The sequence below is a fragment of the Rudanella paleaurantiibacter genome (genome assembly GCF_009184635.1).
Lineage (GTDB): Bacteria > Bacteroidota > Bacteroidia > Cytophagales > Spirosomataceae > Rudanella > Rudanella paleaurantiibacter.
Genome location: NZ_WELI01000002.1, coordinates 929,833 through 954,899, shown reverse-complemented (window position 1 = coordinate 954,899; position 25,067 = coordinate 929,833). Strand labels below are relative to the sequence as shown.

At 51.6% G+C, this 25,067-nt stretch carries 14 protein-coding genes; 4 read left to right on the top strand and 10 right to left on the bottom strand.

The annotated features are described in order from the left end of the window. Window positions 1-45 precede the first annotated feature (45 nt). The 3 genes from mnmG to F5984_RS08720 form a co-directional block, all read right to left on the bottom strand. Window positions 46-1,908, bottom strand: a complete 1,863-nt coding sequence (gene mnmG, locus F5984_RS08730) for a tRNA uridine-5-carboxymethylaminomethyl(34) synthesis enzyme MnmG (RefSeq protein ID WP_152123840.1) — start codon at window positions 1,906-1,908, stop codon at window positions 46-48. Between the two features lie 89 nt (window positions 1,909-1,997). Further along, window positions 1,998-5,294, bottom strand: a complete 3,297-nt coding sequence (locus F5984_RS08725) for a DUF4175 family protein (protein ID WP_152123839.1) — start codon at window positions 5,292-5,294, stop codon at window positions 1,998-2,000. Between the two features lie 25 nt (window positions 5,295-5,319). After that, window positions 5,320-5,688 (bottom strand): hypothetical protein, encoded by a 369-nt coding sequence (locus F5984_RS08720; RefSeq protein ID WP_152123838.1) that lies wholly within the window; start codon window positions 5,686-5,688, stop codon window positions 5,320-5,322. A 46-nt stretch (window positions 5,689-5,734) separates the two neighbouring features. Here F5984_RS08720 and F5984_RS08715 point away from each other — a divergent pair, with 46 nt between their 5' ends. Next, the gene (locus F5984_RS08715) at window positions 5,735-6,439 is read left to right on the top strand and encodes a ComF family protein (RefSeq protein ID WP_246168874.1); all 705 of its coding nucleotides are present in this window, start codon (window positions 5,735-5,737) and stop codon (window positions 6,437-6,439) included. A gap of 54 nt (window positions 6,440-6,493) precedes the next feature. On the opposite strand, the gene F5984_RS08710 is transcribed toward F5984_RS08715, so the two are convergent. The 3 genes from F5984_RS08710 to F5984_RS08700 all read right to left on the bottom strand — a co-directional run bounded on the left by F5984_RS08710 (window position 6,494) and on the right by F5984_RS08700 (window position 13,308). Continuing rightward, a complete protein-coding gene (locus F5984_RS08710; protein WP_152123837.1) occupies window positions 6,494-7,774 on the bottom strand; it encodes an SUMF1/EgtB/PvdO family nonheme iron enzyme in 1,281 nt (426 codons plus the stop codon). A gap of 48 nt (window positions 7,775-7,822) precedes the next feature. Then, on the bottom strand, window positions 7,823-11,188 hold the full coding sequence (gene mfd / locus F5984_RS08705) for a transcription-repair coupling factor (RefSeq protein WP_152123836.1): 3,366 nt from the start codon (window positions 11,186-11,188) through the stop codon (window positions 7,823-7,825). A gap of 308 nt (window positions 11,189-11,496) precedes the next feature. After that, window positions 11,497-13,308: an acyl-CoA dehydrogenase family protein gene (locus tag F5984_RS08700; RefSeq protein ID WP_152123835.1), complete on the bottom strand. Its 1,812-nt coding sequence runs from the start codon at window positions 13,306-13,308 to the stop codon at window positions 11,497-11,499. A 115-nt stretch (window positions 13,309-13,423) separates the two neighbouring features. On the opposite strand from F5984_RS08700, the gene F5984_RS08695 reads away from it, so the two are divergent. Next, window positions 13,424-14,413 (top strand): NADPH:quinone oxidoreductase family protein, encoded by a 990-nt coding sequence (locus tag F5984_RS08695; RefSeq protein ID WP_152123834.1) that lies wholly within the window; start codon window positions 13,424-13,426, stop codon window positions 14,411-14,413. On the opposite strand, the gene F5984_RS08690 is transcribed toward F5984_RS08695, so the two are convergent. The 3 genes from F5984_RS08690 to F5984_RS08680 all read right to left on the bottom strand — a co-directional run bounded on the left by F5984_RS08690 (window position 14,410) and on the right by F5984_RS08680 (window position 19,070). Next, window positions 14,410-16,530, bottom strand: a complete 2,121-nt coding sequence (locus F5984_RS08690; RefSeq protein ID WP_152123833.1) for an outer membrane protein assembly factor BamB family protein — start codon at window positions 16,528-16,530, stop codon at window positions 14,410-14,412. The genes F5984_RS08695 and F5984_RS08690 overlap by 4 nt on opposite strands. A gap of 88 nt (window positions 16,531-16,618) precedes the next feature. Then, window positions 16,619-18,337 (bottom strand): GMC oxidoreductase, encoded by a 1,719-nt coding sequence (locus F5984_RS08685; RefSeq protein WP_152123832.1) that lies wholly within the window; start codon window positions 18,335-18,337, stop codon window positions 16,619-16,621. A 103-nt stretch (window positions 18,338-18,440) separates the two neighbouring features. After that, window positions 18,441-19,070 (bottom strand): gluconate 2-dehydrogenase subunit 3 family protein, encoded by a 630-nt coding sequence (locus tag F5984_RS08680; RefSeq protein ID WP_152123831.1) that lies wholly within the window; start codon window positions 19,068-19,070, stop codon window positions 18,441-18,443. A 195-nt stretch (window positions 19,071-19,265) separates the two neighbouring features. Between F5984_RS08680 and F5984_RS08675 the strand changes: the two genes are divergently transcribed. Together F5984_RS08675 and F5984_RS08670 are read left to right on the top strand one after the other, a co-directional pair. Next, window positions 19,266-20,660, top strand: a complete 1,395-nt coding sequence (locus tag F5984_RS08675; RefSeq protein ID WP_317163094.1) for a sensor histidine kinase — start codon at window positions 19,266-19,268, stop codon at window positions 20,658-20,660. Between the two features lie 81 nt (window positions 20,661-20,741). Beyond that, complete coding sequence (locus tag F5984_RS08670) at window positions 20,742-22,403, top strand: FAD-dependent oxidoreductase (RefSeq protein WP_152123830.1); 1,662 nt, start codon at window positions 20,742-20,744, stop codon at window positions 22,401-22,403. A gap of 55 nt (window positions 22,404-22,458) precedes the next feature. On the opposite strand, the gene F5984_RS08665 is transcribed toward F5984_RS08670, so the two are convergent. Beyond that, complete coding sequence (locus tag F5984_RS08665) at window positions 22,459-25,008, bottom strand: FtsK/SpoIIIE family DNA translocase (RefSeq protein WP_152123829.1); 2,550 nt, start codon at window positions 25,006-25,008, stop codon at window positions 22,459-22,461. Window positions 25,009-25,067 lie beyond the last annotated feature (59 nt).

Here is a 25,067-nt window from a genome sequence, read left to right as displayed (position 1 = left end):
TAAAAAAATAATCCCGCTTGTTTAAGCGGGATCAAAGATAGATGTCTAACGACCTAAATAAACTAAGAGTATTGAAATATCCGAGGGGCTGACTCCGCTTATCCGAGAGGCTTGTCCAATAGTGGCTGGCCTTTGTTTTTTTAATTTATCTCGTCCTTCAAACGATAAAGCTTTCAATCTGTCGTAATCAAAATCAGCCGTAATTTCTAAGTTCTCCCATTTGCTGATTTTTTCAGCGTTTGTACGCTCACGGTTCAGATAGTCTTCGTATTTGATTTCGATGACTGCCTGCTCGATTGTTTCCGTGTTCACCTCAGGCTCGTATTCCGGTAAGAATTGTAGTAAATAGTCGACCTCTGTCAGCCCTATCTCCGGGCGTTTAATCAGGCCGTACAAACTGCTCTTCTCACGAAGCTGAGCACTATTCAGATCGCCCAACCAGCTATTTATTTCTTCAGGTTTGACCTTTGTGACCCGTATGTTATCCATTAAGTCCGCAATCGTTTGCTTCTTTTTCTGGACGTCCTGAAGGCGGCTGTCGGAGGCAAGTCCAATCGTGTGCCCCCGTTCAGTGAGCCGCAAATCGGCGTTATCCTGCCGGAGCAATGTTCTATACTCTGCTCTAGAGGTAAACATTCGGTAGGGCTCTTCTGTACCCTTTGTGATTAGATCATCAATCAAAACCCCGATGTATCCTTCGGACCGACTGATGGTAAAGGAGTCTTTTTCGTGCGCATTTTGGTGTGCATTTATACCCGCAATGAGCCCTTGACAGGCAGCCTCTTCATAACCCGTAGTTCCGTTGATCTGGCCTGCAAAAAATAGGTTTTCAACCAAATGTGTTTCCAGTGTATGCTTCAGCTGGGTTGGCGGGAAAAAGTCGTACTCGACCGCATAGCCCGGTCTAAACATCTTTGCTTGTTCAAACCCCTGAATTTTACGTAAAGCTCTTAGCTGAACATCTTCAGGCAAAGACGTGGAGAAGCCATTTACATAGACTTCGACAGTCTCCCACCCTTCCGGCTCAACAAAGATTTGATGCCGGTCTTTATCAGCAAATCGGTTGATTTTATCTTCAATAGATGGGCAATACCGCGGGCCCAACCCTTTGATTCGCCCAGTAAACATGGGTGATTTTTCGAATCCTTCCTTTAGGGTTTCGTGCACATCACTGTTGGTATAGGTAATCCAGCAGCTCCGTTGAGTGGACAGAGGCTTCGTGGTGCTGTAAGAAAACTTGCCGGGGTTCTCATCACCGGGTTGTTCCTCCATGCGGCTGTAGTCAAGAGAGCGTCCATCAATTCGCGGTGGAGTACCGGTTTTCATCCGGCCCGCTTCAAAACCTATCTCGACCAATTGTTCGGTCAACCCTGTTGTAGCCCGCTCAGCGGTTCGCCCACCACCGAATATCTTTTCGCCGATAAAGATTCGACCATTAAGAAACGTTCCATTGGTGAGTACCACAGCCTTTGCCTTAAACTCCAGGCCCATGTCTGTGCGCACGCCGTGAACTCGATTATGCTTTACCAGAAGCTGACTCACGGTATCCTGCCAAAAGTCGACATTAGCGTTGTGTTCCAGTGCAAGTCTCCACTCGTTGGCGAACATATTCCGATCGCTCTGACAGCGTGGGCTCCACATGGCGGGTCCTTTTGAGCGGTTGAGCATTCGGAACTGAATCATACTCTTGTCACTAATGATTCCTGACATTCCGCCCAAGGCGTCGACTTCACGGACTATTTGCCCCTTTGCCACACCGCCCATAGCCGGGTTGCATGACATCTGGGCTATAGTCTGCATATTCATGGTGATGAGCAGAACCTTGGAACCCATGGTGGCTGCCGCATGCGCAGCCTCACAACCAGCATGACCAGCTCCAACTACTATGACGTCGTATGTTTCGTGCATTTTTTGCGAAAAACTTAAAATGTTTCACGTGGAAACTTTTAAGAAAAAAGCGGAAAACTTTAAAAAAGTTCTCCGCTTCTGGTTTTAAATCATTTGGCTACTTTCTGAAGATACTCGTTAGCCTGCTTTTTGTAATAAGGATTGTACGTGGGGACTACAGACCTGAGTACTTCAACTTGTTTCATCTGCGGTCTATTGTTAATGGAGTCGAAGAATGAGGGCGAACTAACTTTGGGCGCCTTGGCCGTTTGCGATTGACGCTTAGGGTCTTCTTCCTGCTGCTTCAGCGCTTTTTCGGATTCGAGAAGACGGGTAAGTATTTCATTTTGCCTGTTTATCGTATTTTGATTTACCCGCTTATTCACCAAGTCCGTTTCCGTCTGATCCATCTTTTCCATCAGATCGTTGACTTGTTTATCCATTTGCTTACCAGCCTCCGTGCCTTTTGCATTTTCTTGTAACTTCTTGAGCAAGTTTCGAATCATGGCTTGTTCGGCAGCCATTTGCGCAAGTTGCTCCGAGAGTGCTCGACCCGTAGTTCCTCCTTGCGACATCTGGCGCATTTTAGCATTCAGCTGTTTCTGCATTTCCCCCATTTCGCCGGAAGGATTGTTGCTTTTCCCCTTGCTGGACCCAGAGCCCGGAGCACCCATGGCGTTCATTTGCTGCTGCATATTTTTCAATACATCGCTAAGCAAAAGCGCCAGATTATTCATGGAAGTCATAGCAAACTGTTGACGAGACGAAGCCTGCGATAGCTTCCGCTCTTTCAGTTGCTGAACACTCTGATCCATATAGTATTTCATATTGGACATTTCGCGGGTTACAAAGGACTGAATTTGATTCACCCGCGAAGCCAGCGCATTCAGACTATCTTCTACAATTCGGGCATCATCCTGGAGTTTGAGTTGCTCTTGTGAGAGCCGTGCAACACGTGGGTCCTGCAGATTGATACCTCTAAACTCTTTCATCAGACGCTCCTGACTGAACGAAAGGGTAATCAGGTTCTCAAGTAAATTACGCAGATCATCCATGTTCTCCTGCAACTCCTGAGCCTCCATTGATGCCATCGACATCTGCATAGCTTTCATCATGCTACGCATCGATTTTGCCGTTTTACTCTGTGAGGACGATGCCTTTTTGCTTTGCTTCTGATCGAGTTGCTGTTTCGATTGCTGCATTTGCTGTTCAATCTCCTTTTGCGAATCCTCTTGTTGATCAGGCGAGCGTAGTTGATCTTTCTGAGCCTGCTTTTCCAGGTCTTTCAACTGCTCCTGCGTCTTCTTAAAATCCTCCATTGCTTTCTCCTGCTCTTTCGCTTGCTTCTCAGGATCTGCATTGGCCTTTTCGTTTTCTTCCGCTTCTTTCTCTTGCTGCTGAGCTTGTTTTTCCAGATCATTCATGATGTTGTCCATCTTTTGCTCCAGCTGCATTTGCTTAAACATCTTCATGGCACGCTCCAGCTCACGTTGCGTATTTCGCTCCTTCCGGTTCAACCGATCCAGCATTTCGCTTGCCTTATCGTCCTGCTTCCGTTCCAGAAGTTGCTTGAGTTCTTCGTAGAGCTTTTTCGATTCGGGGTCCATCAAATCTTTAAACATCTTCTCAAGCTGCTCTAACTTTTGCTGCATTTGAGGATCGTTCTGGGCAAAACGCTCTTGAGTCTGATTCGTTTTGTCAAACTGTTGTTGAAGCTGTTTTATCTGTTCGATAAGCTCTTCGCGCTTCTTCAAAATATCTTCGAGCTGCTTTTTATCCTGGAAGTCGGTCGCTTTTTTTGTCCGAAGGCGCTCCTCCATCTGATTGAGCTCTTTCTTAATTTCCTGCGTTTTGCTCAGAGCCTGATCAATCTGCTGTTCAGTTTTCTCCGCTGCCTGATCAATTTGCTGCTGAATTTCCTGGTTCGAGGGAATCGCAAAATTCATTGCGCTCGACTTGGCGGATTTTGGGCCATTGGCTCCATCGTTATCCCAAACCTGAACGAAGTAGTCGATACGGTCTTCTTTATCGAGCTTCAAGCTGTCTAATGACCAGTTGTAAGCGAAATTCTGTGAGGTTGAAGAACGATTGATCGGAATATCTTTATTGTAAAATGGCGACTCCTTCCCTTTTCGAATAATCTTATAGGTCAGGCGTAGGCGCGAGAAACCATAGTCGTCGGAAATAAGCCCATTGAGGGCGATGGCATTGTATGAAACAGTATCCTGAATTTTATCCACCGAAATGGTTGGAAACCGATCGGGGATTACCTGTATGCCGTAGCTGATTGAGGATGGATTCGGTACCTGTGCATTTTTGAGCATTACGGTCAATGCCGTATTCTGCATCATCCGACGTGTAGCCGTAAATCCATTCTCCTCATTCTCCTGAGCTAACACGGGCTTTGTGCCTTGTCCAAACTGCAAAGAGAGCGAGTCAGTATGGTCGGCCACAAAATTCCAGGTCACAACCGTACCCTGTGGAATCAACAGGTTACCCACATTCGCCAATTGTTCAGCGGGTTTGTTCAGATAAGCTGGATATTCCAGCTTGACGTTGAAGTTCAAAACGGCAGGCCGGTCAATCAGCTTAAGTTGATACTCATCTGACCGAAATCCTGATGCTTCCAGATGAAAATCCAAATCCCGCTGCACATTGTCGAATGTGTAGGTAAATAGCGAATTGTTCGACTCCAGCTTAAAGCGGGTACCATTGGTCACCAAATAGACATCCTGCGGAATAGCGTTTCCTTTCAGCCGGACAGTAACCGGAAAATCTTCGTTCCGAAACGCGTTGAGTGACGTGTTTTGCAGTACAAACTGAAACGGAGCCTCCTCAGCAAACTCACGGTTGTAGTTAACGATCCGGGTCGATGAAGTACTGAAAAAGGTAGGGTTGACAAGTAAAATCCCCAAAATGAGCACAACCGGAGGGAGTGCCAGCTTCAGAAAACGTCGGTTCCGCTCAATCTGAATAGCGTTGGCAAAACGGGTAATCAGAAGTTGTTGTGAGCGTTGTTGCAAACTCGCCTGCATCAAATCACTTTGAGCGCTGCTAATGCGCTGAAGTTGAAGTGTGTTTAGGAGCTTATCACCAACCTCCGGAAAAAAGGTACCGATCTGACGAGCTGCTTCGTCATCGCTCAACGCTTTGCGTAAGTTGTATAAACCCAGCAGAGGTTTGAGAATAAAAAGGTAGAGCGTAATCAGAAGTGTAAGCAAAAAGCCGAAAAACATAACAGCCCGCCCCGTCGATCCGAAGCGACCAATAAACTCCGCCGTGTTGATCAGCAAGAACAGAGAGCCCGCTAAAGCCGTAAAAAACAAGGCACCTTTAACGAGTTGATTCAGAAAATAACGTTTCTTGTACTCCTCAATACGTTGGAGTAAGGTATCGTATGACTGCATAGCGCGTGCTGTTAAATCGTAAAGGTCATAGTATAGGCACTACTTGCTCAAAGTATTGAATTACATGCTGTTGAATAAAATACTCCTGAGCGGCAAGATTAGTTTGTGGAATCGGCTTAATTAATGTCCAGCTGGGCCAACCATCCTTATCAAACCCATCGAGGGCGTAATAGCCTGATAGACTCAAGACCCGACATGTAGCGATGTGTAGTAAATCCTGTTTTTGTTCTTTCGAGAAGCGACGCGGACCAGTGCCCAGCTCCTGAATACCGATTAAAAACAACACAGCGTTGAGATCCGCAGGGCGCTTCCCGACCATCTTTTCGAGTTGGTCGAGAAGTAAATTCCACGTAGGCTCGACGTCTGCAACTGACACATTATTAGGATTGTCCATATTCTTCACTAAAATACAACTTATAAGCCATTAACGTACATAGACTATGTTTCGGTTTATTTCCGCTGCCTTTACCGACTTTTTTCATCTACTCTACCCTACTCCCTGTCTGGGTTGCCAAAAGATGCTGGATCAGCACGAAATGTTGCTTTGTGTACCCTGTCGGATGGGGCTTCCAGAAACAAGTTATCATCTCGAAATGGAGTCTCATTTGCTCACCAAATTCGCGGGCAAGGTCCGGGTCGCCCATGCAACTTCGTTTTACCAATTTTCAAAAGGTAGTGTGGTGCAAAAGTTAATCCACCAAATTAAATACAAAGACCGCACCGAAGCTGCCGTTACAGTGGGTCAATGGTACGGTCATCGATTGCAGACAGAGTGCCCATGGGTGGATGAGATTGACTTATTTGTTGGAGTACCTCTCCATAAAAAACGATTGAGGAAGCGCGGTTATAACCAGGCAGACTGTATTGCCGAGGGATTAAGCAAAGCAACGTCAAAACCAATGCGGACCGATGTAATGGTGCGTACTGCCTTCAGAGAGTCACAAACCCGGAAAAATCGGTTGCAGCGGTGGTTAAATGTGAAGACCGTATTTCGGGTGAGCAAGCCCGAAGCCATAATCGGCAAACATGTGGCCATCGTTGATGATGTACTAACCACGGGAGCCACCATCGAAGCCTGCGCGATTGAGCTGCACAGGGCTGGTTGTAAGGCAGTTAGTGTCATTACCATAGCCTCGGCCCGATAAACAAAAAAGCTCCTGAGCAAACCCAGGAGCTTTTTATATGTATTCGAAAAAATTCTACCGATTCCGACCCAAACCGATCATGGCGCAACGAAAACCAATAGTAGCAGTTGCTGAGTCCTGATCAAGGTACCGGCGTGTGCCGGGCGAGAGCCAGTAGGCTACATCGTTCCAAGAGCCACCTTTGTACACACGGACCTTGTCGTCGATAGCTGAGTTGTTATTCTTACGATCGTAGTTTTTAGAATCGTCGAGGTAACCATTCCGCCGAATTGGGTTCAGGTCGCTCACGTCCTGGTACGAAAGTGGACGGTAAACGTCATATACCCACTCATTTACGTTACCAGCCATATTGTACAGACCGAAATCGTTAGGTGCAAATTTGTAGATCTCCGCCGTAATGATAGCCTGGTCGTTCGAACGGCCCGCAATACCGGCGTAGTCACCCCGGCCGCGTTTGAAGTTGGCCAGCATTTGTCCCTGCTTCTTACCCTTCTTGGGGTTCCGAACAGAGGAACCATCCCAGGGGTAAATCCGCTGATTGGCCTGATTCTCATCCAGATACTGCGTGCCGATCATGGCTTTCGCTGCATACTCCCACTCTGCCTCTGTTGGCAGGCGGTACTCAGGCAGTACCAAACCGCTCTCAATGCTCATACGAGCCGGTGCACTCGGTGATGCCGATGCTTCCGCGAGTGCAGGCTCAGCAGATTTTGATTTCCGCTTCAAGGAGAAGCCACCGCCTTTTTTCTTCGTTTTCTGACCACCTTTTGCCAGTTCATTGTTCACAGCTTCGGTACGCCAGGCTGCATAATCACTGGCCTGAACCCACGAAACCCCAACAACTGGGTAGTAGCGATAGCCCGGATAACGGAGGTATTGCGTAACGTAAGTATCGTTGAACGAAAGCTGACCTGCCCAAACCGTCGTATCAGGCAGGGCCGCCCGGTAGACTTCTTCCGACGAGTCGCGCTGAATAGCATTTAGGTATTCAAGGTAGTGGACGTTCGCCATTTCGGTTTCGTCCATGTAAAACGATTGAATACTCACCGTCCGCTCGCGGTTGTCGCGCGAGTTCACCACATCCTCTTCAAGGGCACCCATCGTAAACCGACCTCCTTCAATAAAGATGAGGTTAGGACCGCCATTAGGTGCCTTAAATGACTTTACCTGAAAACCATCCTTCTGATTGTAGGCAATTCCGGTGGCCGTACTCTTCTTACCGGGTTTTACACTAGTCGGGTGTTTTGGCTTACACGAGGCCAGGGCCGCCGTTGCCAACAACACGTACGCTGCACGTTGGAGCATAGCTCGCGTAAGGTGATACTTCTTAATCATTGCTGTATCTGAGTCAATCGAGGTTGCAAAATTGGGCAATAAATCGCATTAATTAGTCAAAGCGCCAAGGACCTGATCCATTTGTTCCACCGAGGTGATATCTGAATGGGTAAATACAGGCCGTCCTTTCGATTCTTTGAGCGAAAAACGGTTTGGGTTTGCGCGTAAATAGTCAATAACCTTGCCAAACCCATCGGAGTTAAAAAAGCTGTCAGTTGCCTGGTTACCACCCTCGGAAGAAACGAAGTATCCCTTCAGGATATTATTTTTCAACGTCAGTTTTTCCAGATGCAGTTTTTCAGCTTTCCACCGGACATTCACCATCTTAATCAGGTTTTCCACATCGTTGGGCATGGGGCCAAACCGGTCAATTACCTCTTGCCGGAAGGCCTGAAGCTCATCGTTTGTCTGAATATTATCCAGGCGAGTGTATAACGCCAAACGTTCCGAAATATTAGATACATATTTGTCTGGAATCACAACCTGCAAATCGGTTTCGATGACTGTATCGGGTAACGATGGCTTTAATACGTCGGTGTTCGGGCTGAACAGGTCTTTAAACTCTGTTTCCCGAAGTTCCTGAACGGCCTCATCGAGTATCTTGTGGTACATCTCGTAGCCCAGATCATTGATAAAACCGCTTTGCTCGGCACCCAGCAAATTACCCGCGCCCCGAATGTCGAGGTCACGCATGGCGATTTTAAAGCCCTCGCCCAGATCAGAAAAATCTTCCAGGGTTTGCAGCCGTTTGCGGGCGTCGGAGGTCAGAACCGAAGCCGGGGGCGTCAGTAAGTAACAGAATGCCTTGCGGTTAGAGCGTCCTACCCGACCCCGCATCTGATGCAGGTCCGACAAACCAAACATGTGCGCTGAGTTAATCAGAATGGTGTTGGCGTTCGGAATATCCAGGCCCGACTCGATAATATTGGTGGAAACAAGCACGTCGGAATCACCTTCGATAAACCGGGTCATGATTTTCTCCAGCTTCTCGCCCTCCATTTGTCCGTGGGCTACCGAGACACGGGCCTCGGGAACCAACCGTAAAATCAAATTTCCGATCGACTCAATATCACCGACCCGGTTATGCACGAAAAATACCTGCCCACCCCGGCGTAATTCGTAGCTGATGGCGTCGCGAACGGTGGCCTCGTTGAACGCGTGCACCTCGGTGGTTACTGGCTGGCGGTTGGGTGGAGGGGTGGCAATTACCGACAGATCCCGGGCCCCCATAAGTGAAAAATGGAGCGTTCGGGGAATCGGCGTGGCTGTGAGCGTCAACACATCAACATCGACCCGCATTTCTTTAAGACGATCTTTGGTTTTCACGCCAAACTTCTGCTCCTCATCGATAATCAGCAAGCCTAAATCCTTGAATTTGATGTCTTTATTGACAATCCGGTGGGTGCCAATCAGGATATTGATTTCGCCCGAAGCAACGCCTTTGAGCGTCTCCTTAATTTGGGCTGCCGAACGAAACCGGTTGATGTAATCGACTTTCACCGGTAAATCGGCCATGCGGTCCATAAAGGTTTTGTAGTGCTGCATGGCCAGAATAGTGGTTGGTACGAGTACCGCCACCTGCTTATTGTCCGAAACGGCCTTGAAAGCCGCCCGTATAGCCACCTCAGTTTTGCCAAAGCCTACATCGCCACACACGAGCCGGTCCATCGGGTGGGGCTGCTCCATGTCGTTTTTTACGTCGTTGGTTGCCTTTGCCTGATCGGGGGTGTCTTCGTAGATAAATGAGGATTCGAGTTCGGCTTGTAAAAATGTATCACGGCTAAAGGCATAACCCGGTGCCTGCCGACGCTTCGCGTAGAGCGAAATCAGCTCCTTGGCAATGTCTTTAACCTGCTTCTTAACCCGCGACTTTTTCAGCTCCCATTCCTGCGACCCCAGCTTGTTCATGGTTGGCGGGCCACCCTCTTTACCGCTATACTTGGCAATTTTGTGCAGGCTGTAGATACTAACGAGCAGAATATCGTTGTCGCGGTAGATAAGCCGGATAGCTTCCTGTTCGCGGCCACCCATATCTACCTTTTCAAGGCCGGCAAAACGTCCAATCCCGTGGTCTACGTGGGTTACATAGTCACCAGGTTGTAACGTCTTCAGCTCGCGCAGGGTTAGCGCCTTTGACTTCGAAAACTTATCCTGAACGCGGTATTTGAAATATCGGTCGAAGATTTGGTGGTCGGTGAAAAGGGCAATCTTCAGGGCTTCGTCGGTGAAGCCTTCGCGCAGACCGATGTTTAGAGGCAAAAACTTGACGAATGGGTCAAGTTCTTCAAAAATGGTGCGAAGCCGTTCAAGCTGTTTGAACGACTCGGCCGCAATCACATTGGTGTATCCTTTCGATTGATTCTCGGCCAGGTTGTCCAGAAGCCGCTTGAAATCTTTGTTGAACGACGGTTGTGGCTTCGACTGATACTGCTGCCGGGCTTCGGTTTTGAAGTAAAATTTGCGCCCAAACTCAACCGTTGTGAACCGTTTCAGATGGTTCAGTAACGACCGTCGTGTTTCGAACAGATCAGTAGGGTCTAGCACAACCTGTACTCCTCCCCCACTCGCTACAATCGACGCAAAGCTCTGTTCCGCTTTTTCGAAGCACTTATCCACAACTTCGAGGGTGAAATCCACATCTTTGGCCCATACTACCGTGTTTTGGGGCAGGTAGTCCAGAAAAGGCTCGCGGGTTTCCTCAATCAGTTTTGTCTGAATATTGGGGATAATGTTAATAAACGGCACATCGCCTGTGGATAACTGTGATTCAGGGCTAAATGTCCGAATACTTTCCACTTCATCGCCAAACAAATCAATCCGATACGGAAACTCGCTGGCAAACGAAAACACGTCGATAATACCTCCCCGAATAGAAAACTGACCCGCTTCGTACACAAAATCAGTCAGCTCAAATTCATAATTCTGGAGCATTTCTGACACGAAGTTGGTATCGAGTTTGTCGCCAACCCGAACAGTGAGCGTGTTGGCCTGCAAGGTACGCTTGTTAATTACCCGCTCCGATAGGGCTTCGGGGTACGTCACCATCAGTAATCCGCCTTTTGGTGCCGGGTTGAGCTTGTTCAGCACCTCGGCCCGCATGAGTACGTTGGCGTTTTCGACCTCTTCGTACTGATAGGGTTTCTTGTACGACATCGGGAAGAGTAGTACCTCTTGCCCAACCAGATTTTGCAGGTCGTTGAAAAAGTAAGCGGCTTCGTCGCGGTCGGTCATCACGAATAAGTGATTACCACCGTTCATGCGGAAAATAGCCGTGGCTAAGAGGGCATCCAGACTACCCGAAAGACCTTTGATCTGAAGCCGTTGCGGTTCGGCCGATTTCCGGGTCAGGGGCTCGGCCAAAAGCTTAATAAAACTATCGTCGGTGTATAAACCGATCAGTTCCTGTGCGTTCAAAAAGACGGCCCGCTGTTGCGGGTGTTTGGTAATACGAAAAGCCGCCAAAACGACTTCGGCGGCACCGAGAAAGTAACAGCGTTCTCGGTGGTAATGTTCGTTACGTAGGTACCCGAAAGAGGTAAAATTTAGCCTGTTGGAAAGATTCATGACCTATGTGAATCGTTCGTTGCCCGAATAAATAAGACTCTGCCAATCCGGCTTGGAAAACGAAAAAGCCGACTCCCATCAGGAGTCGGCTTTATTGATTTTTAGTTGTTGGTTGAATGTAAAGTCGTCAGGTAATGGGCGTCGCAACGCCCGTCATCTTAGAAAATATACTTGTTCTCGGCGAGCATGGCCTCAGCAATCCGCCGACGGGCGTTTTTGAGGTTCATCGGCTCTATTTTCGTGAATCGCTTCAGGCCCATCAGCATCACACGCAGCTCGTCGCCCTCAGCAAACGAGGTGATAGCTGCCCGGCCGGCGTTGTTGATTTTCTCAACGGCCTCGTGGAGGTACACCAGAGCCATTTCTTTTTGTAACGAAACGGCCTCTTCGCCTTTGATGCCAATCAGTTTCTCAACACGCAGCAGAACTGATTCTGCCGCGTAGATTTCGATAACCATATCGGCCAGACTCATCAGAATTTCCTGCTCTTCCGAAAGCTTGGTCATGAATTTCTGAACAGCAGCACCGGCTACCATCAGCACCGATTTTTTGAGGTTGCGCAGCACCTTTTTCTCGGCTATGAACAGGCCCTCTTCTTCGTCGCTGCTGAAATCAGGAATCGACATGATTTCTTTGCCAACGGCCATGGCAGGACCCATCAGGTCGAGTTCGCCTTTCATAGCCCGCTTCAAAATCATATCAACTACGAGCATCCGGTTGATCTCGTTGGTACCTTCAAAAATCCGGTTGATACGCGCATCCCGGTAGGCTCGATCCATGGGTGCATCGGCCGAGTAGCCCATACCGCCATACACCTGTACCCCCTCGTCAACTACGTAGTCGAGCGCTTCTGAACCATGTACTTTCATGATGGCACACTCGATGGCAAACTGCTCCAAGGCTTTCAGTTTGGCCTGTGCATCGTTCATACCCTGCTCTTTCAGATCTTCGATCATGTCGTCGATGTTCTGACCAGCGCGGTATGAAGCCGTTTCGGAGGTGTACACCTTAATGGCCATCTCGGCCAGTTTGTGCTTAATAGCCCCAAACTGAGCAATGGGCGTATTGAATTGCTTACGCTCGTTGGCGTACCGAACCGCGTTGTTGATGACCTCTTTCGAGCCACCTACTGTAGCGGCACCAAGCTTAATTCGGCCGATGTTCAGGATATTAACCGCGATTTTGAAGCCGTTACCGCGCTCTGAAAGCAGATTCTCAACGGGTACTTTGCAGTCGTTGAAGAAAATCTGCCGCGTATCAGACCCCTTGATGCCCATTTTGTGTTCGGGCTCGTTCATCGTGATACCCTCGTGCGAACGCTCTACGATAAATGCCGACAGGTTCTTGTCCGTTTGACCGCCTTCCTCGATTTTAGCAAAAACAATGTACACATCGGCAAAACCACCGTTGGTAATCCACATTTTCTGACCATTCAGAATGTAGTGTTTACCGTCTTCGCTCAGTTTCGCTTTCGTCTTGCCTGAGTTGGCATCCGATCCCGAATCGGGCTCGGTGAGGCAGTAAGCGGCTTTCCACTCACCAGTTGCCAGTTTAGGCAGGTATTTAGCTTTCTGCTCGTCGTTGCCGTAATAAACAATGGGCAACGTACCAATACCCGTATGGGCCGACAGCGCTACCGAAAACGAGTGTCCGGCACCGGTTGTCTCGGCTACCAGCATAGAGGTGTTGAAGCTCATACCAAAACCGCCGTATTCTTCGGGTACACCCGTACCCAACAGGCCTAATTCGCCGGCTTTGTCCATCAGGGATGAAATAAGCTCGGGCGACTTGGCTGAATCTATCTCGTTAAGGCGTGGCCAGATTTCACGTTCCAGAAACTCACGGCAGGTAGCCGCAATCATCTGCTGCTCTTCCGTAAATTCTTCGGGAATGAATACCTGGTCGGCGCTTGTCTCTTTAATCAGAAATTCTCCGCCTTTGATCGACGCTTTGTTCTCCGTTGCAATCATGTCGTTAAATGTTATGCTTGCATACTAATTATAGTGCAAATAAAATACCTCTAAAAATAGTATGCAAGCATACAGTTAAATTATTTTATTGTGATGAAATTAGATTTTTAGACAAATGAAAGCTGTTTTATGCCATCAGTACGGGCCACCCGAAAGCCTTGTTGTTGAAGATATTAGCTGGCCATCGGCTCCGAAAGGGAAACTTGTGATCGAGGTAAAAGCCTGTGGTGTCAATTTCCCGGATACACTCATTATTGAGGGAAAGTATCAGTTTAAGCCACCTTTTCCGTTTTCGCCGGGGGGCGAGGTAGCGGGTATTGTGCGGGAGGTAGGCGAGGGCGTTTCGCACGTGAAACCCGGCGATTCGGTGTTTGCGCTGACGGGCTGGGGTGGCTTTGCCGAAGGCGTAGTGGCCGATGGGTACCGCACGTTTCCGATGCCGGAGGGGATGGATTTTCAAACGGCGGCTTCGCTCATGTACACCTACGGAACCTCGTATCATGCCCTGAAAGACCGGGCAAACCTGCAACCAGACCGGGGCAACGAACCGGAAACCCTGTTGGTATTGGGAGCTGCGGGTGGTGTCGGGCTTGCGGCCGTAGCGCTGGGCAACATTATGGGGGCTCGGGTGATTGCTGCCGCATCGACTGATGAGAAACTGGCTTTGTGCCGGGAATATGGCGCATCCGAAACGATCAATTACAAAACCGAAGACCTTCGGGAGCGAATCAAGGAGATTACGGGTGGCAAAGGCGTCGACGTGGTGTACGACCCCGTCGGGGGCGATTTGGCCGAACCCGCCTTACGGTCCATGAATTGGCAGGGGCGCTATCTGGTAGTTGGGTTTGCCGCCGGAGCCATACCCAGTTTACCCTTCAACTTACCGTTGCTCAAAGGGTGCTCGGTGGTAGGCGTGTTTTGGGGAGCCTTTGCAGAGCGGCAGCCCAAAGACAATTTCAAAAATGTGACTGAGTTGCTGGGATTCTGGAAAAGCGGGGAACTGAAACCCCACATTCAGGCCACCTACCCCCTCGAAAAGGCAGCCGATGCCCTCAACGAGATGCTTGGTCGACGGGTGATGGGTAAGGTGCTAATTGTGCCTTAGGGCAGCGCAAATGCAATAAACTGATTTCCCTTTTTGGTCCCCAGTTTACCCCCTCCGCAGGCAATGACTACGTACTGCTTTCCGCCAACGGCGTAGGTGCAGGGCGTGGCATAGCCCGCGGCCGGGAGTTTGGTTTCCCAGAGAAGTTTCCCCGTTTGTTTGTCATATGCCCGGAACATCTCGTCTTTGGTGGCGGCAATGAACAGCACCCCGCCCGCCGTGACTACAGGTCCCCCGTAGTTTTCGGTTCCGGTTGGCGGTATGCCTTTGGCTGTCAGCTCTTTAAATTCACCCAATGTATTCTTCCAGACCAGTTCGCCCGTGTTCAGATTTATGGCGTTGAGCGTACCCCACGGGGGTGCAATAGCCGGGTATCCTTTACTATCCAGAAACTTGTTGTAGCCTGTTGTTTTGTAGGGCAGTTGCGGAGGTTGAGCGCCTTTCGGTTTGGCCACACCCGCCATTTCCTGCTTTTCGTCGCCAAACAGGAAGGCCACCAACGCCTGTTTCTCTTCAGGTTTCAGGGTGGTGAAGCCCGGCATCATACCCTTGCCCTGACTAACAATCTGGGTAACGTAGGCGCGGTCGCGTCGCTGGTTAATATCAACCAGCGACGGAAAGCCGCTTTTAGGGTTGCCCTTACGTTCGGGGCCGTGGCAGCTGGCGCATTGAAGTGTATATAGGCGGGCGCCCGTACTAAGGTGCGCTAAGGCATCCTGTTTGGGCGCATCGACCATGGTGAGAACCCAGGCCATTTCGTTGGCATTGACGTACATGATTCCCTCCGGGTCAACGGCGGCCCCACCCCACTCGGCTCCTCCGTCGAAGCCAGGGAAAATAAGGGTGCCTTGTTTGCTGGGTGGTGCCATATAACCTTTTTTGATCCGCCGGAATACGGTTAGTAAGGAGTCTCGGTCGGTTGTGTACGGATTCAGGTCGGCTTCGGTGAGGGTTTGTCGGGCAAACGGAGCTGGCTTGAGGGGTTGGGGCTGCGTAGGCCAGGTCGACTCGCCGGGTAAATCACTTTGCTCAACGGCAACTTCTGGAATAGGAAACAAGGGTTTCCCCGTTACCCGGTCAAAAACCAGCACATGCCCCGACTTGGTAGGCTGGGCTACCGCATCAATGGTACGAGGGCGGCCATCGGTGCCGGTTTGCCGGAGGGTAACCAGGTTTGGCGGAGCCGGAAAATCGCGATCCCACACGTCGTGATGCACCATTTGGTAGTGCCAGAGTCGTTTGCCGGTGCGTGCGTTAAGCGCCAGCAGGCAGTTGGCAAATAGGTTCTGGCCTTTCCGGTTACCACCGTAAAAATCAAATGCTGCCGATCCGGTCGGTACAAACAGAATACCACGCTTGCGGTCGATAGCCATACCGGCCCAGTTGTTGGCTCCCCCCACGTCGGTATTTTTCCAGGCATCTTTCGGCCAGGTTTCGTAGCCGTATTCGCCTGGATGGGGAATCGTGTGAAAAACCCAGGCCAGTTTACCCGTCCGAACGTCGAACGCCTGAATATGGCCCGGTGCGGCATCAGACCCCTCCGAGAGCCGCATGGGCATCACAATCAGGTTTTCGAAAATGGTGCCCGGTGTGTTCGAGATTACTGATTTTTCGGCGGCTTGCGCACCCAAACCGGCCCGAAGGCTTACCCGCCCGGCTTCACCAAAGGCGGTAATGGGTTTGCCAGTGCGGGCGTCTAGGGCATAAAGCCAGGGCCCAACCGTGTACAGGATGCGCTCGTCGCTTTTGCCGTCGGTCCAGTAAGCAACCCCCCGGCTTGTGCTGTGCCAGGCTTTGAGCGGGTCGCCAAAACGCCACAGTTCGCGCCCGGTAGCTGCATCAAGCGCGAAGGCCTGCACAGCGGCTGTTACGCCGTACAGAACGCCCCTCACCACAATGGGGCTCACCTGCATCTGTCCGCTATCGGGGGCACTGTACGCCCAGGCTTGTGTGAGTTGGCTCACATTAGCCGTATTGATCTGGTTTAGGGGCGAGTAATGATTTCGGTCGGGGCCGCCGAGGTACTCAGGCCAATCGGTGTCGGCCGACTGATAGGTTAAACCCACCAGGGAAATAAAAAGGATAACAACGGCGAACAGAGAAGAGACAGATTTCATTAGCCCGGAGCGGTTTAAGAAGCTACCAAACACAAAAAGAGGAAAGATCGGTTGATCTCTCCTCTTTGAAATGGGTAAGTCAATTTTATTAGAACGACTTCTTTTTCATCTCCTGTACCGCAAAGGCAGCCGCACGGGCCGTCAGGGCCATGTACGTCAGCGATGGGTTTACACAAGATGCTGAAGTCATAGCCGCGCCATCGGTGTTGAACACGTTCTTCACCGAGTGCAACTGGTTGTGTGCGTTCAGGACCGACGTTTTGGGGTCACGACCCATACGGGCGGTACCCATTTCGTGGATACCGATACCGAGGTGTTTCGAGTTATCGTTGTAAGGCGTGATGTTTTTCAGACCGGCCGACTCCAGCATTTCGGCGGCATCGTTCATCATGTCGATACGCATTTTGCGCTCGTTTTCGCCGTAGGCGGCATCGAATACGATCAAGGGGAGGCCCCACTTGTCTTTCTGATCGGGCGAAAGCGTCATCCGGTTGTTCGGGTCGGGCAGTACTTCGCCAAAACCGCCGAGGCTCATCGACCACAGACCCGGCTGAGTCAGTGACTCTTTGAATTCAGCACCGAAGCCTTCCGTACCGTTGCCCCGGTTCCATCCTGCCCGGCCGGCACCGCCCTGATAGCCGAAGCCACGCAGGTAATCACGTTTGTCGTTGCCCCAGTTGCGGTAGCGAGGTACATACACACCATTGGCCCGACGACCGTAGTAGTATTTGTCTTCCATGCCCTCAAACGTACCAGCAGCGCCAACGGCGAGGTGGTGGTCCATGATGTTGCGGCCCAGCTGATCCGAATCGTTGCCCATTCCGTTGGGGAACCGGCTCGACTTGGAGTTCATCAGGATTGAGGTGCTGGCAAAGGCCGATGCGTTGAGGAAAATAACCCGGGCGAAGTACTCACGCACTTCTTTGGTGTTCTGATCGATAACTCGAACGCCGGTGGCCAGGCCCTTTTTCTCATCGTAAAGTACCTCCGAAACGATTGAATCGGGGCGGAGCGTTAAGCGGCCCGTTGCTACAGCTGCAGGAAGCGTAGCCGCCTGCGTACTAAAATACGCACCGTATGGGCAACCGCGCATACACTGATTCCGGTACTGGCAGGCTGCCCGACCTAGGGCGTAATGATGCGCCTGAGGTGAGGTAAGGTGAGCGGTCCGGCCAATCGTGATGGTACGACCGGCAAACGCCTTCTCAACCCGCTTTTTCACTTCTTTCTCTACGCAGTTCAGTTCCATCGGGGCCAAAAACTGACCGTCGGGCAGTACCGACAAGCCATCTTTATTGCCCGAAACACCAATGAACCGCTCGACATAATCATACCACGGAGCCAGGTCCTTGTACCGAATCGGCCAATCGACACCTACGCCTTCTTTAGCATTGGCCATGAAATCCTCTTCGTTCCAGCGGTAGCTCTGACGACCCCACATAAGCGACCGTCCACCCACGTGATAACCCCGAATCCAGTCCATGGGCCGCTTCTCGATGTAGGGGTTCTCCTTATCGTTTTCGAAGTGGTGACGCCACTCTTCATTGGCGGTGTAACCCGTACGCATGTTGGCCCAGTACTCTTCGGCTGCCTGCGTCGTAATCCGACCCCGGTGCGGAAAATCCCAGGGGTTATTCGTGGCTGTTTTGTAGCCCTCCACGTGTTTAATGTCGCGGCCACGCTCCAGCATTAATACTTTCAAACCTTTCTGAGTCAGCTCTTTCGCTGCCCAGCCGCCCGAGATACCTGAACCTACCACAATGGCGTCGTAGGTCATATCTTTCACTGCATCTATGTTTAAGTTCATCGTTGGGAGAAGTTTTCAGTTTTCGGTTTACTGTTTTCAGTTCTCTTGATAAAGTGCTATTGGCAGACCACTTGTAAACCGAAAACTGTACACTGAAAACTTGTTAAATTGCCCAGGCTTTCTGGCCGGGTTTGAGCGTAATGCAACCTTCGTAACGGCCTGGTACCGGCACGTATTCCAGCGCCTGTGTACAGCCAATTTCCGACGTGAAATAACCCATCAGGGTCAAATCTTTCAGCATCGTGAAGAACGGCGTCACTTTGCGCTGCTCTTTCGGCATCTGAACGTCCTGCTGATTGTTGCCACCCTGTACGGCCTTGGCCTGCTGCGCTTTCAGTTCTTTGGCTTCGGCCTCCAGTTTCTTTACGATTTCGATCCGCTGGTTCGAGTCGAGACTTACAAATGCTTTCCCGTAGGCATCCTGCGCTAACTTGTTCGTACGCGCCAGGCCTTCCATAAACACTTTCTGATCGGGTTCACGGTAGCAATCTTTCAGAACAATGTCGATGATCTCGTTTACCTTGGCTGCTTTGGCTCCCGGCGTTTTGGTGGTCGGGATGATCGTTTCGGCGAGTTCGGCGACCATAGCGTCCTGATCGGCTGAGAAAAGCAGGGGTTTGCCCGTGCTGGCACGGAGGCTTGCCGAACGTTCGAGCGTGTCGGCCATTGTCGGAAGCGACATAGAGGCTCCGACGAAGGTGGCTACACGAAGAATGGCGTCTCTTCTGTTCATGATTAGTTAAATATTAACCGTTAGCTGATAAACGGATTCGGGGAGTACAAATGTATAAAAATCAGGGGTTCTGTTTGCAGGATTTGAAGGGTTTTACTCGGATTATTCCTCGTTTCGAAGCACCTGAAACGGGAAGCCGATTGTACGGCCCTAACTACGGCGGTATTATTCCGGTTATGATAAGGTACGCCCGTTATGAAAAACCCTATGAATCAGTTGGCTACCCTCCGCCAGTTTCCTCAATTTGCCGATGTCCCCGATGAGCAGTTAATGTGGTTTGTCGAGCGGGCCGAGTTTCGGGCGTACCCTGAACAAACCACGTTGCAGCCCGCTGGGGGCGATGTGGATTTTCTGACCGTGGTGCTGAAGGGGCGAATCTGGATCGATGGCGGGGCCGACGAACTGGTTATTTACGACGCCCCCGGAATTTTGGGCGTACTCCCTTACTCGCGGTTACGGCAGGTAACCTTCCCGGTCATTGCCGATCCGGGGGCTGAGGCCCTGCATCTTCACCGCGACCACCTGCGCGCTATGACCGGACAGTGTTACGAGCTGACCGAGGTGATGGTGCGCCAAATGACCGACCGTGTGCGCGACTTTACCCGGCAGATTCAGCAGGAAGAGAAAATGGCTTCGTTGGGCCGGCTGTCGGCGGGATTGGCTCATGAACTGAATAATCCGGTTTCGGCCGTGGTGCGTGCTGCCGACACACTCAGTGAGCAAATGAAGGCAACCCCTGAGCGGTTCAAATCACTGATGGCTATTCAATTGCCTGCCGATCAGATTGAAAGTGTGGTTCAGATTATATTCCAGCGGCTGCAGCAGAAACCTCCTACCCTGACTATGCTGGAGCGCAATGCACTGGAAGACGAGCTGACCGATTGGCTCGACGACCGCAACGTGACCAACGCCGGTGATTTGATTGACTCGCTTGTTCAGTTTGGCTTTAACACGACCGATCTGGACGAAATTGGCCGTCAGATTCCGCCCGAAAGCCTGTCGGCGGTGCTTGGTTGGGTGGTCAATACGCTCGAAACCGAAAAGCTGGTGCGCAACATCGGCGAGGCTTCCCGACGGATTGCCACGCTGGTGAAAAGCATTAAGTCGTACACCCACATGGACCGGGGCGAGGGCCGCGAAGAAGTCCGGCTGGAGGAGGGAATCGGGAACACACTGACGCTGCTCAATCACAAGCTCAGAGCGAAGCAAATTGCCGTTACGCTCGCCATCCCCGACGATTTGCCGACGATCTGCGGTTGGCCGGGCGAGCTGAATCAGGTCTGGACTAACCTCATCGACAACGCCATTGACGCCATGCCCGAGGGCGGGCAGCTGCAAATCAGCGCCGAACTCGATACCCGCGCCGATGGCTCCGCTTTTGTGTACACTCACGTCACCGACACCGGCGCGGGCATTCCCGACGAGATTCAACCGAAAATTTTTGACCCTTTTTTCACTACCAAAGCCATCGGGCAAGGCAGCGGTCTGGGGCTCGATATTGTACGCGGTATTGTGCGGCACCATCGGGGAAGCATCAGGGTGGAGTCGGAACCGGGCCGAACCGAGTTTATTGTTTGTTTACCAATTTAGAGAGTGAACGACCGCCCAGCTGATGACTTCTTCACGGCTCACACCCTTTCGCTCTCTCACGCTTTCACTCTGTAGGTTTCTATGCGACTCCCTATTATTTTGGCCATCGACGACGATGAGCAAGTGCTCGAAGCCGTTCGGCGTGATCTGCGGCAGCAATACCGGCAGCAGTACCGAATTATGGCAACCACGTCGGCGCAGGAGGCTCTCGACTCGTTGCCGGGTTTACAGCGTAAGGGCGACGAGGTGGCCTTATTTTTGTCGGATCAGCGAATGCCCGAAATGGCAGGTGTTGATTTTCTGAAACAGGCACGGACCCTATTTCCCAATGCCAGGCGGGTGCTTATAACGGCTTATTCTGATACTGAAGCCGCTATCCGGGCTATCAACGAGGTTCAGCTCGATTACTACATTACCAAGCCCTGGGACCCACCCGAAGAAAAACTATTTCCAATTCTCGATGAATTGCTCACCGACTGGCGCTCCAACTACCGACCTCCGTTTGAAGGGCTCCGGCTGATTGGGTACCAGTTTTCGCCGTTGTCGCATGAGCTAAAGGATTTTCTGGCGGGCAACCTGTTTCCGTACCAATGGCTCGATGTGGAGACTAACCCCGACGCCCAGAAACTGCTTCAGGTACATGCCCTGACGCCTGCCGATTTGCCCGTGGTGCTTGTTGATGAGCAACACGTTCTCAAACGACCCACGTTGGTTGAACTGGGCGAAAAAATTGGGCTCAACCCGAAGGCGTCGCGGGCGTTATACGATTTGGCCATTATCGGGGCAGGCCCCGCCGGGCTGGCTGCGGCTGTGTACGGCGGTTCGGAAGGGCTAAAAACCATTCTGATCGACAAGCGGGCGCCCGGTGGACAGGCGGGTACCAGTTCGCGGATTGAAAACTATCTGGGGTTTCCGAACGGACTCAGCGGGGCCGAGCTCACCCGACGGGCCATATCACAAGCCCAACGGTTTGGGGTGGAGTTTCTGGCTCCGCAGGAGGTGGTCTCGATAAAGTCGGAGGGGCAATACAAGCGGATTCACATGGCCGATGAGAGCGAGGTAGTGGCCCGGTCGATACTGCTGAGTACCGGCGTATCGTACCGAAAGCTGGAAAACGAAAGCCTCGACAAGTTTAGCGGAGCTGGGGTTTATTACGGAGCCGCTACCACCGAAGCCTACGCGTTTAAAGGGCAGCCGGTGTATGTGGTGGGCGGGGGCAACTCGGCTGGGCAGGGAGCCATGTACCTGTCGCGGATGGCCTCTGAAGTGTTTATCTGCGTTCGGCGGCCCGACCTGACCGACACCATGTCACAATACCTCATCGAGCAGATTGACAATACACCCAACATCACAGTTTTGCCGTTTACGGAAGTGGTTGAGGGCGTAGGCGATGAAAAACTGGAATGCCTGATTCTGGAAAATATTCAGACCCAAAACCGTCAGACGGTACCGGCGGCCGCCCTGTTTATCTTCATCGGGGCCAAACCCCTCACCGACTGGATTGAGCTGGATATTCTGAAAGACGAAAAAGGATTTATTGCCACCGGCCGTGACCTTGGGCGCTTTGCTGAATACCGGACGGTTTGGAAACAAACGCGTGAGCCGTATTCGCTCGAAACCTGTAGCCCCGGCATTTTTGCGGCTGGCGATGTGCGGGCGGGGGCCATGAATCGGGTTGCTTCGGCCGTAGGCGAGGGCGCTATGGCGGTAAGCTTCGTGCATAAATATCTGGCCGAGAGCTGATACGCCCTCGGCCAGACGATGGTGTTTTTCGGAAAGACTACGCGTTACGCAATGCCTAATTACTCAGCCGCTTCAGATGCTCTTCCAGCTGCTGCACGTCGTGGAAAAGTACGTCGCGGGCTTTGCTGCCCGTAAATGGCCCCACAATACCGGCGGCTTCGAGCTGATCGACAATGCGCCCGGCCCGGTTGTAGCCCAGCTTGAGTCGGCGCTGAATAAGTGAGGTGCTACCCTGCTGATGAAGCACAACCATGCGGGCGGCTTCTTCAAACATCGGGTCGCGGTTTTCGAGGTCCACTTCGCGTTCATCGTCGGAACTCCCCCCGTCGTCGCCCACAAATTCAGGCAGGAAATAGGCATCGTCGTAACCACGCTGATTACCGACAAAGTCGCAGACCTCTTCGATCTCGTTGGTGTCAACAAACGGACACTGCAACCGGATAATATCGGAGTTTGACGACAGCAACATGTCGCCCATGCCTACCAGTTGTTCGGCACCCCCGGCGTCCAGAATCGTGCGCGAATCAATTTTGGAGGTCACTTTAAACGACAACCGGGCCGGGAAGTTGGCTTTGATCAAACCCGTAATCACGTTGACCGAAGGCCGCTGAGTAGCCACCACCAGGTGAATACCAATGGCCCGCGCCAACTGGGCAAGCCGGGCAATGGGTTGCTCCACTTCTTTGCCGGCCGTCATCATCAGGTCGGCCAACTCATCGATCACCAGGACGATGTACGGCAGGAACCGATGCCCCTTTTCGGGATTGAGCCGACGGTTGACAAACTTGACGTTGTACTCTTTCAGGTTCCGGCAGTTGGCATCTTTGAGCAGGTTGTACCGGTTATCCATCTCGATACAAAGCGAGTTGAGCGTATTCACCACCTTTTTGGTATCGGTGATGATAGCCTCGTCGGTATCGGGTAGTTTGGCCAGAAAATGCCGCTCGATTCGGTTAAACAAGGTGAGTTCCACCTTCTTCGGGTCCACCAGAACAAACTTGAGCTGAGCCGGGTGCTTCTTGTAAATCAGCGAGGTCAGCAGCACGTTTAAACCTACCGACTTTCCCTGACCCGTTGCCCCGGCCATGAGCAGGTGGGGCATTTTGGCCAGATCGGCGAGGTAAATCTCGTTCGAAATCGTTTTGCCCAGCACAATGGGCAGGTCCATATTGGCCTTGGTAAACTTCTCGCTCGTGAGCACCGACCGGATCGAGACCATCTCCCGGTTCTTATTCGGCACCTCAATCCCGATGGTGCCTTTGCCAGGCATAGGGGCAATAATCCGAATCCCCAGCGCGGCCAGGCTCAGGGCAATGTCGTCTTCGAGGTTCTTAATCTTGGAAATTCGCACCCCATCGGCCGGAATAATCTCGTACAGCGTGACCGTAGGCCCTACTTCGGCAAAGATTTTCTTGATGCCGATGCCAAACTTAAGGAGCGTATCCTCAATCTTGTTTTTGTTTTCTTCCAGCTCCACTTCCGATACCTGCGCCTTGCCCTTGTTGGGGTAATCGGTCAGTAGCTCGGCCGTTGGGTATTGGTAACTGGGCAGATCGAGCGTAGGGTCATAGAGACCATGAGTAGCCACCAGATCGATCTCTTCCTCGGCTACATCGACATCAAATACCGGGGCCGTGGCAGGAGGTTCCTCACCGGTTTCGGTATTGTTTTTCACAATCAGGGTAGTGCCTACCGAAGCTACAGCCGACGTTACCGGTTCGGGCTGGGTACGGAGTGATTCTGGTTCGGGTTCAGGCTCTGTGTACGCGGGCTGAACCGGTTCGGGGCGGATTGGCCCAGCCGGAGTTTCGTCGGGTACAACCGGGGCACTCGCACGGGGAACATTGGTCGTGGTGGGCCGGGCCGGTTCCTCGTCTTCGTCGTTTTCATCCTCATCGTATTCGTCCAACGTACCATCGGTGCCCGATTCAGGCGATGGTGAACCTTGCCCTAGGGTACGCAGCCACGGCAACGATGTGACGTTGAAGAAAAAGACAATAAACAGAAAAAGCAGGAAGACAATGATGGCCAGGCTACCCCAGCCAAGGAGGCTCTGCAAGAGGGCATTCAGCTCGTAGCCAATACCCCCGCACCAAACGCTACCCTCGGCAACTGAGTCGGTGGCCAACACAAAATACCCGCTAAACAGGCTAACCCACAGCATCCCAAATAAGGTGGCTTTGGTGGTGCGGGCCAGCGGCAGTGGCTCGGCATTAAACGCCAGTTTATAGCCCGACAGAAAAACAATTACCGGTAAGCCAAGGGCCCCAATCCCAAACCAGCGAAAAATAAAAACGTGGCCGATATGAGCGCCCAGAAGCCCCAGCCAGTTTTTGGCTTCCTGCCCGTTGGTACGCACCGAGACATCGAGAGCGGCATCAACCACGCTCTGATCGTCGGTGCCGTTGAACAGGTACGATACAAAGGCAACCAACAAACCCACCGCAACCAGCATCATAAAAACGCCTAAGGTGAGCGTTGAACGTTGGTCGGTGAGCCATCGGTCGAGCGCAGCGGCCCAGTCGAACGAGGGTTCGCTGGCGGTGGCTGTCTGAGACCGTCGGCGGTTGGCAGGCTGTCGGGGAGAGGCAGTAGACTGGGCCATGATGGGTTAGAAAGGTGGCTTCAGAAGTAAATTTCCGCGTTTTTACGGAGATGCCGAAT

Bases quoted from the DNA above. Each gene is read 5' to 3' on its own strand.
- mnmG (WP_152123840.1), bottom strand. From the start codon at position 1,908: ATGCACGAAACATACGACGTCATAGTAGTTGGAGCTGGTCATGCTGGT.
- F5984_RS08725 (WP_152123839.1), bottom strand. From the start codon at position 5,294: ATGCAGTCATACGATACCTTACTCCAACGTATTGAGGAGTACAAGAAA.
- F5984_RS08720 (WP_152123838.1), bottom strand. From the start codon at position 5,688: ATGGACAATCCTAATAATGTGTCAGTTGCAGACGTCGAGCCTACGTGG.
- F5984_RS08715 (WP_246168874.1), top strand. From the start codon at position 5,735: ATGTTTCGGTTTATTTCCGCTGCCTTTACCGACTTTTTTCATCTACTC.
- F5984_RS08710 (WP_152123837.1), bottom strand. From the start codon at position 7,774: ATGATTAAGAAGTATCACCTTACGCGAGCTATGCTCCAACGTGCAGCG.
- F5984_RS08700 (WP_152123835.1), bottom strand. From the start codon at position 13,308: ATGATTGCAACGGAGAACAAAGCGTCGATCAAAGGCGGAGAATTTCTG.
- F5984_RS08695 (WP_152123834.1), top strand. From the start codon at position 13,424: ATGAAAGCTGTTTTATGCCATCAGTACGGGCCACCCGAAAGCCTTGTT.
- F5984_RS08690 (WP_152123833.1), bottom strand. From the start codon at position 16,530: ATGAAATCTGTCTCTTCTCTGTTCGCCGTTGTTATCCTTTTTATTTCC.
- F5984_RS08685 (WP_152123832.1), bottom strand. From the start codon at position 18,337: ATGAACTTAAACATAGATGCAGTGAAAGATATGACCTACGACGCCATT.
- F5984_RS08680 (WP_152123831.1), bottom strand. From the start codon at position 19,070: ATGAACAGAAGAGACGCCATTCTTCGTGTAGCCACCTTCGTCGGAGCC.
- F5984_RS08675 (WP_317163094.1), top strand. From the start codon at position 19,266: ATGAAAAACCCTATGAATCAGTTGGCTACCCTCCGCCAGTTTCCTCAA.
- F5984_RS08670 (WP_152123830.1), top strand. From the start codon at position 20,742: ATGCGACTCCCTATTATTTTGGCCATCGACGACGATGAGCAAGTGCTC.
- F5984_RS08665 (WP_152123829.1), bottom strand. From the start codon at position 25,008: ATGGCCCAGTCTACTGCCTCTCCCCGACAGCCTGCCAACCGCCGACGG.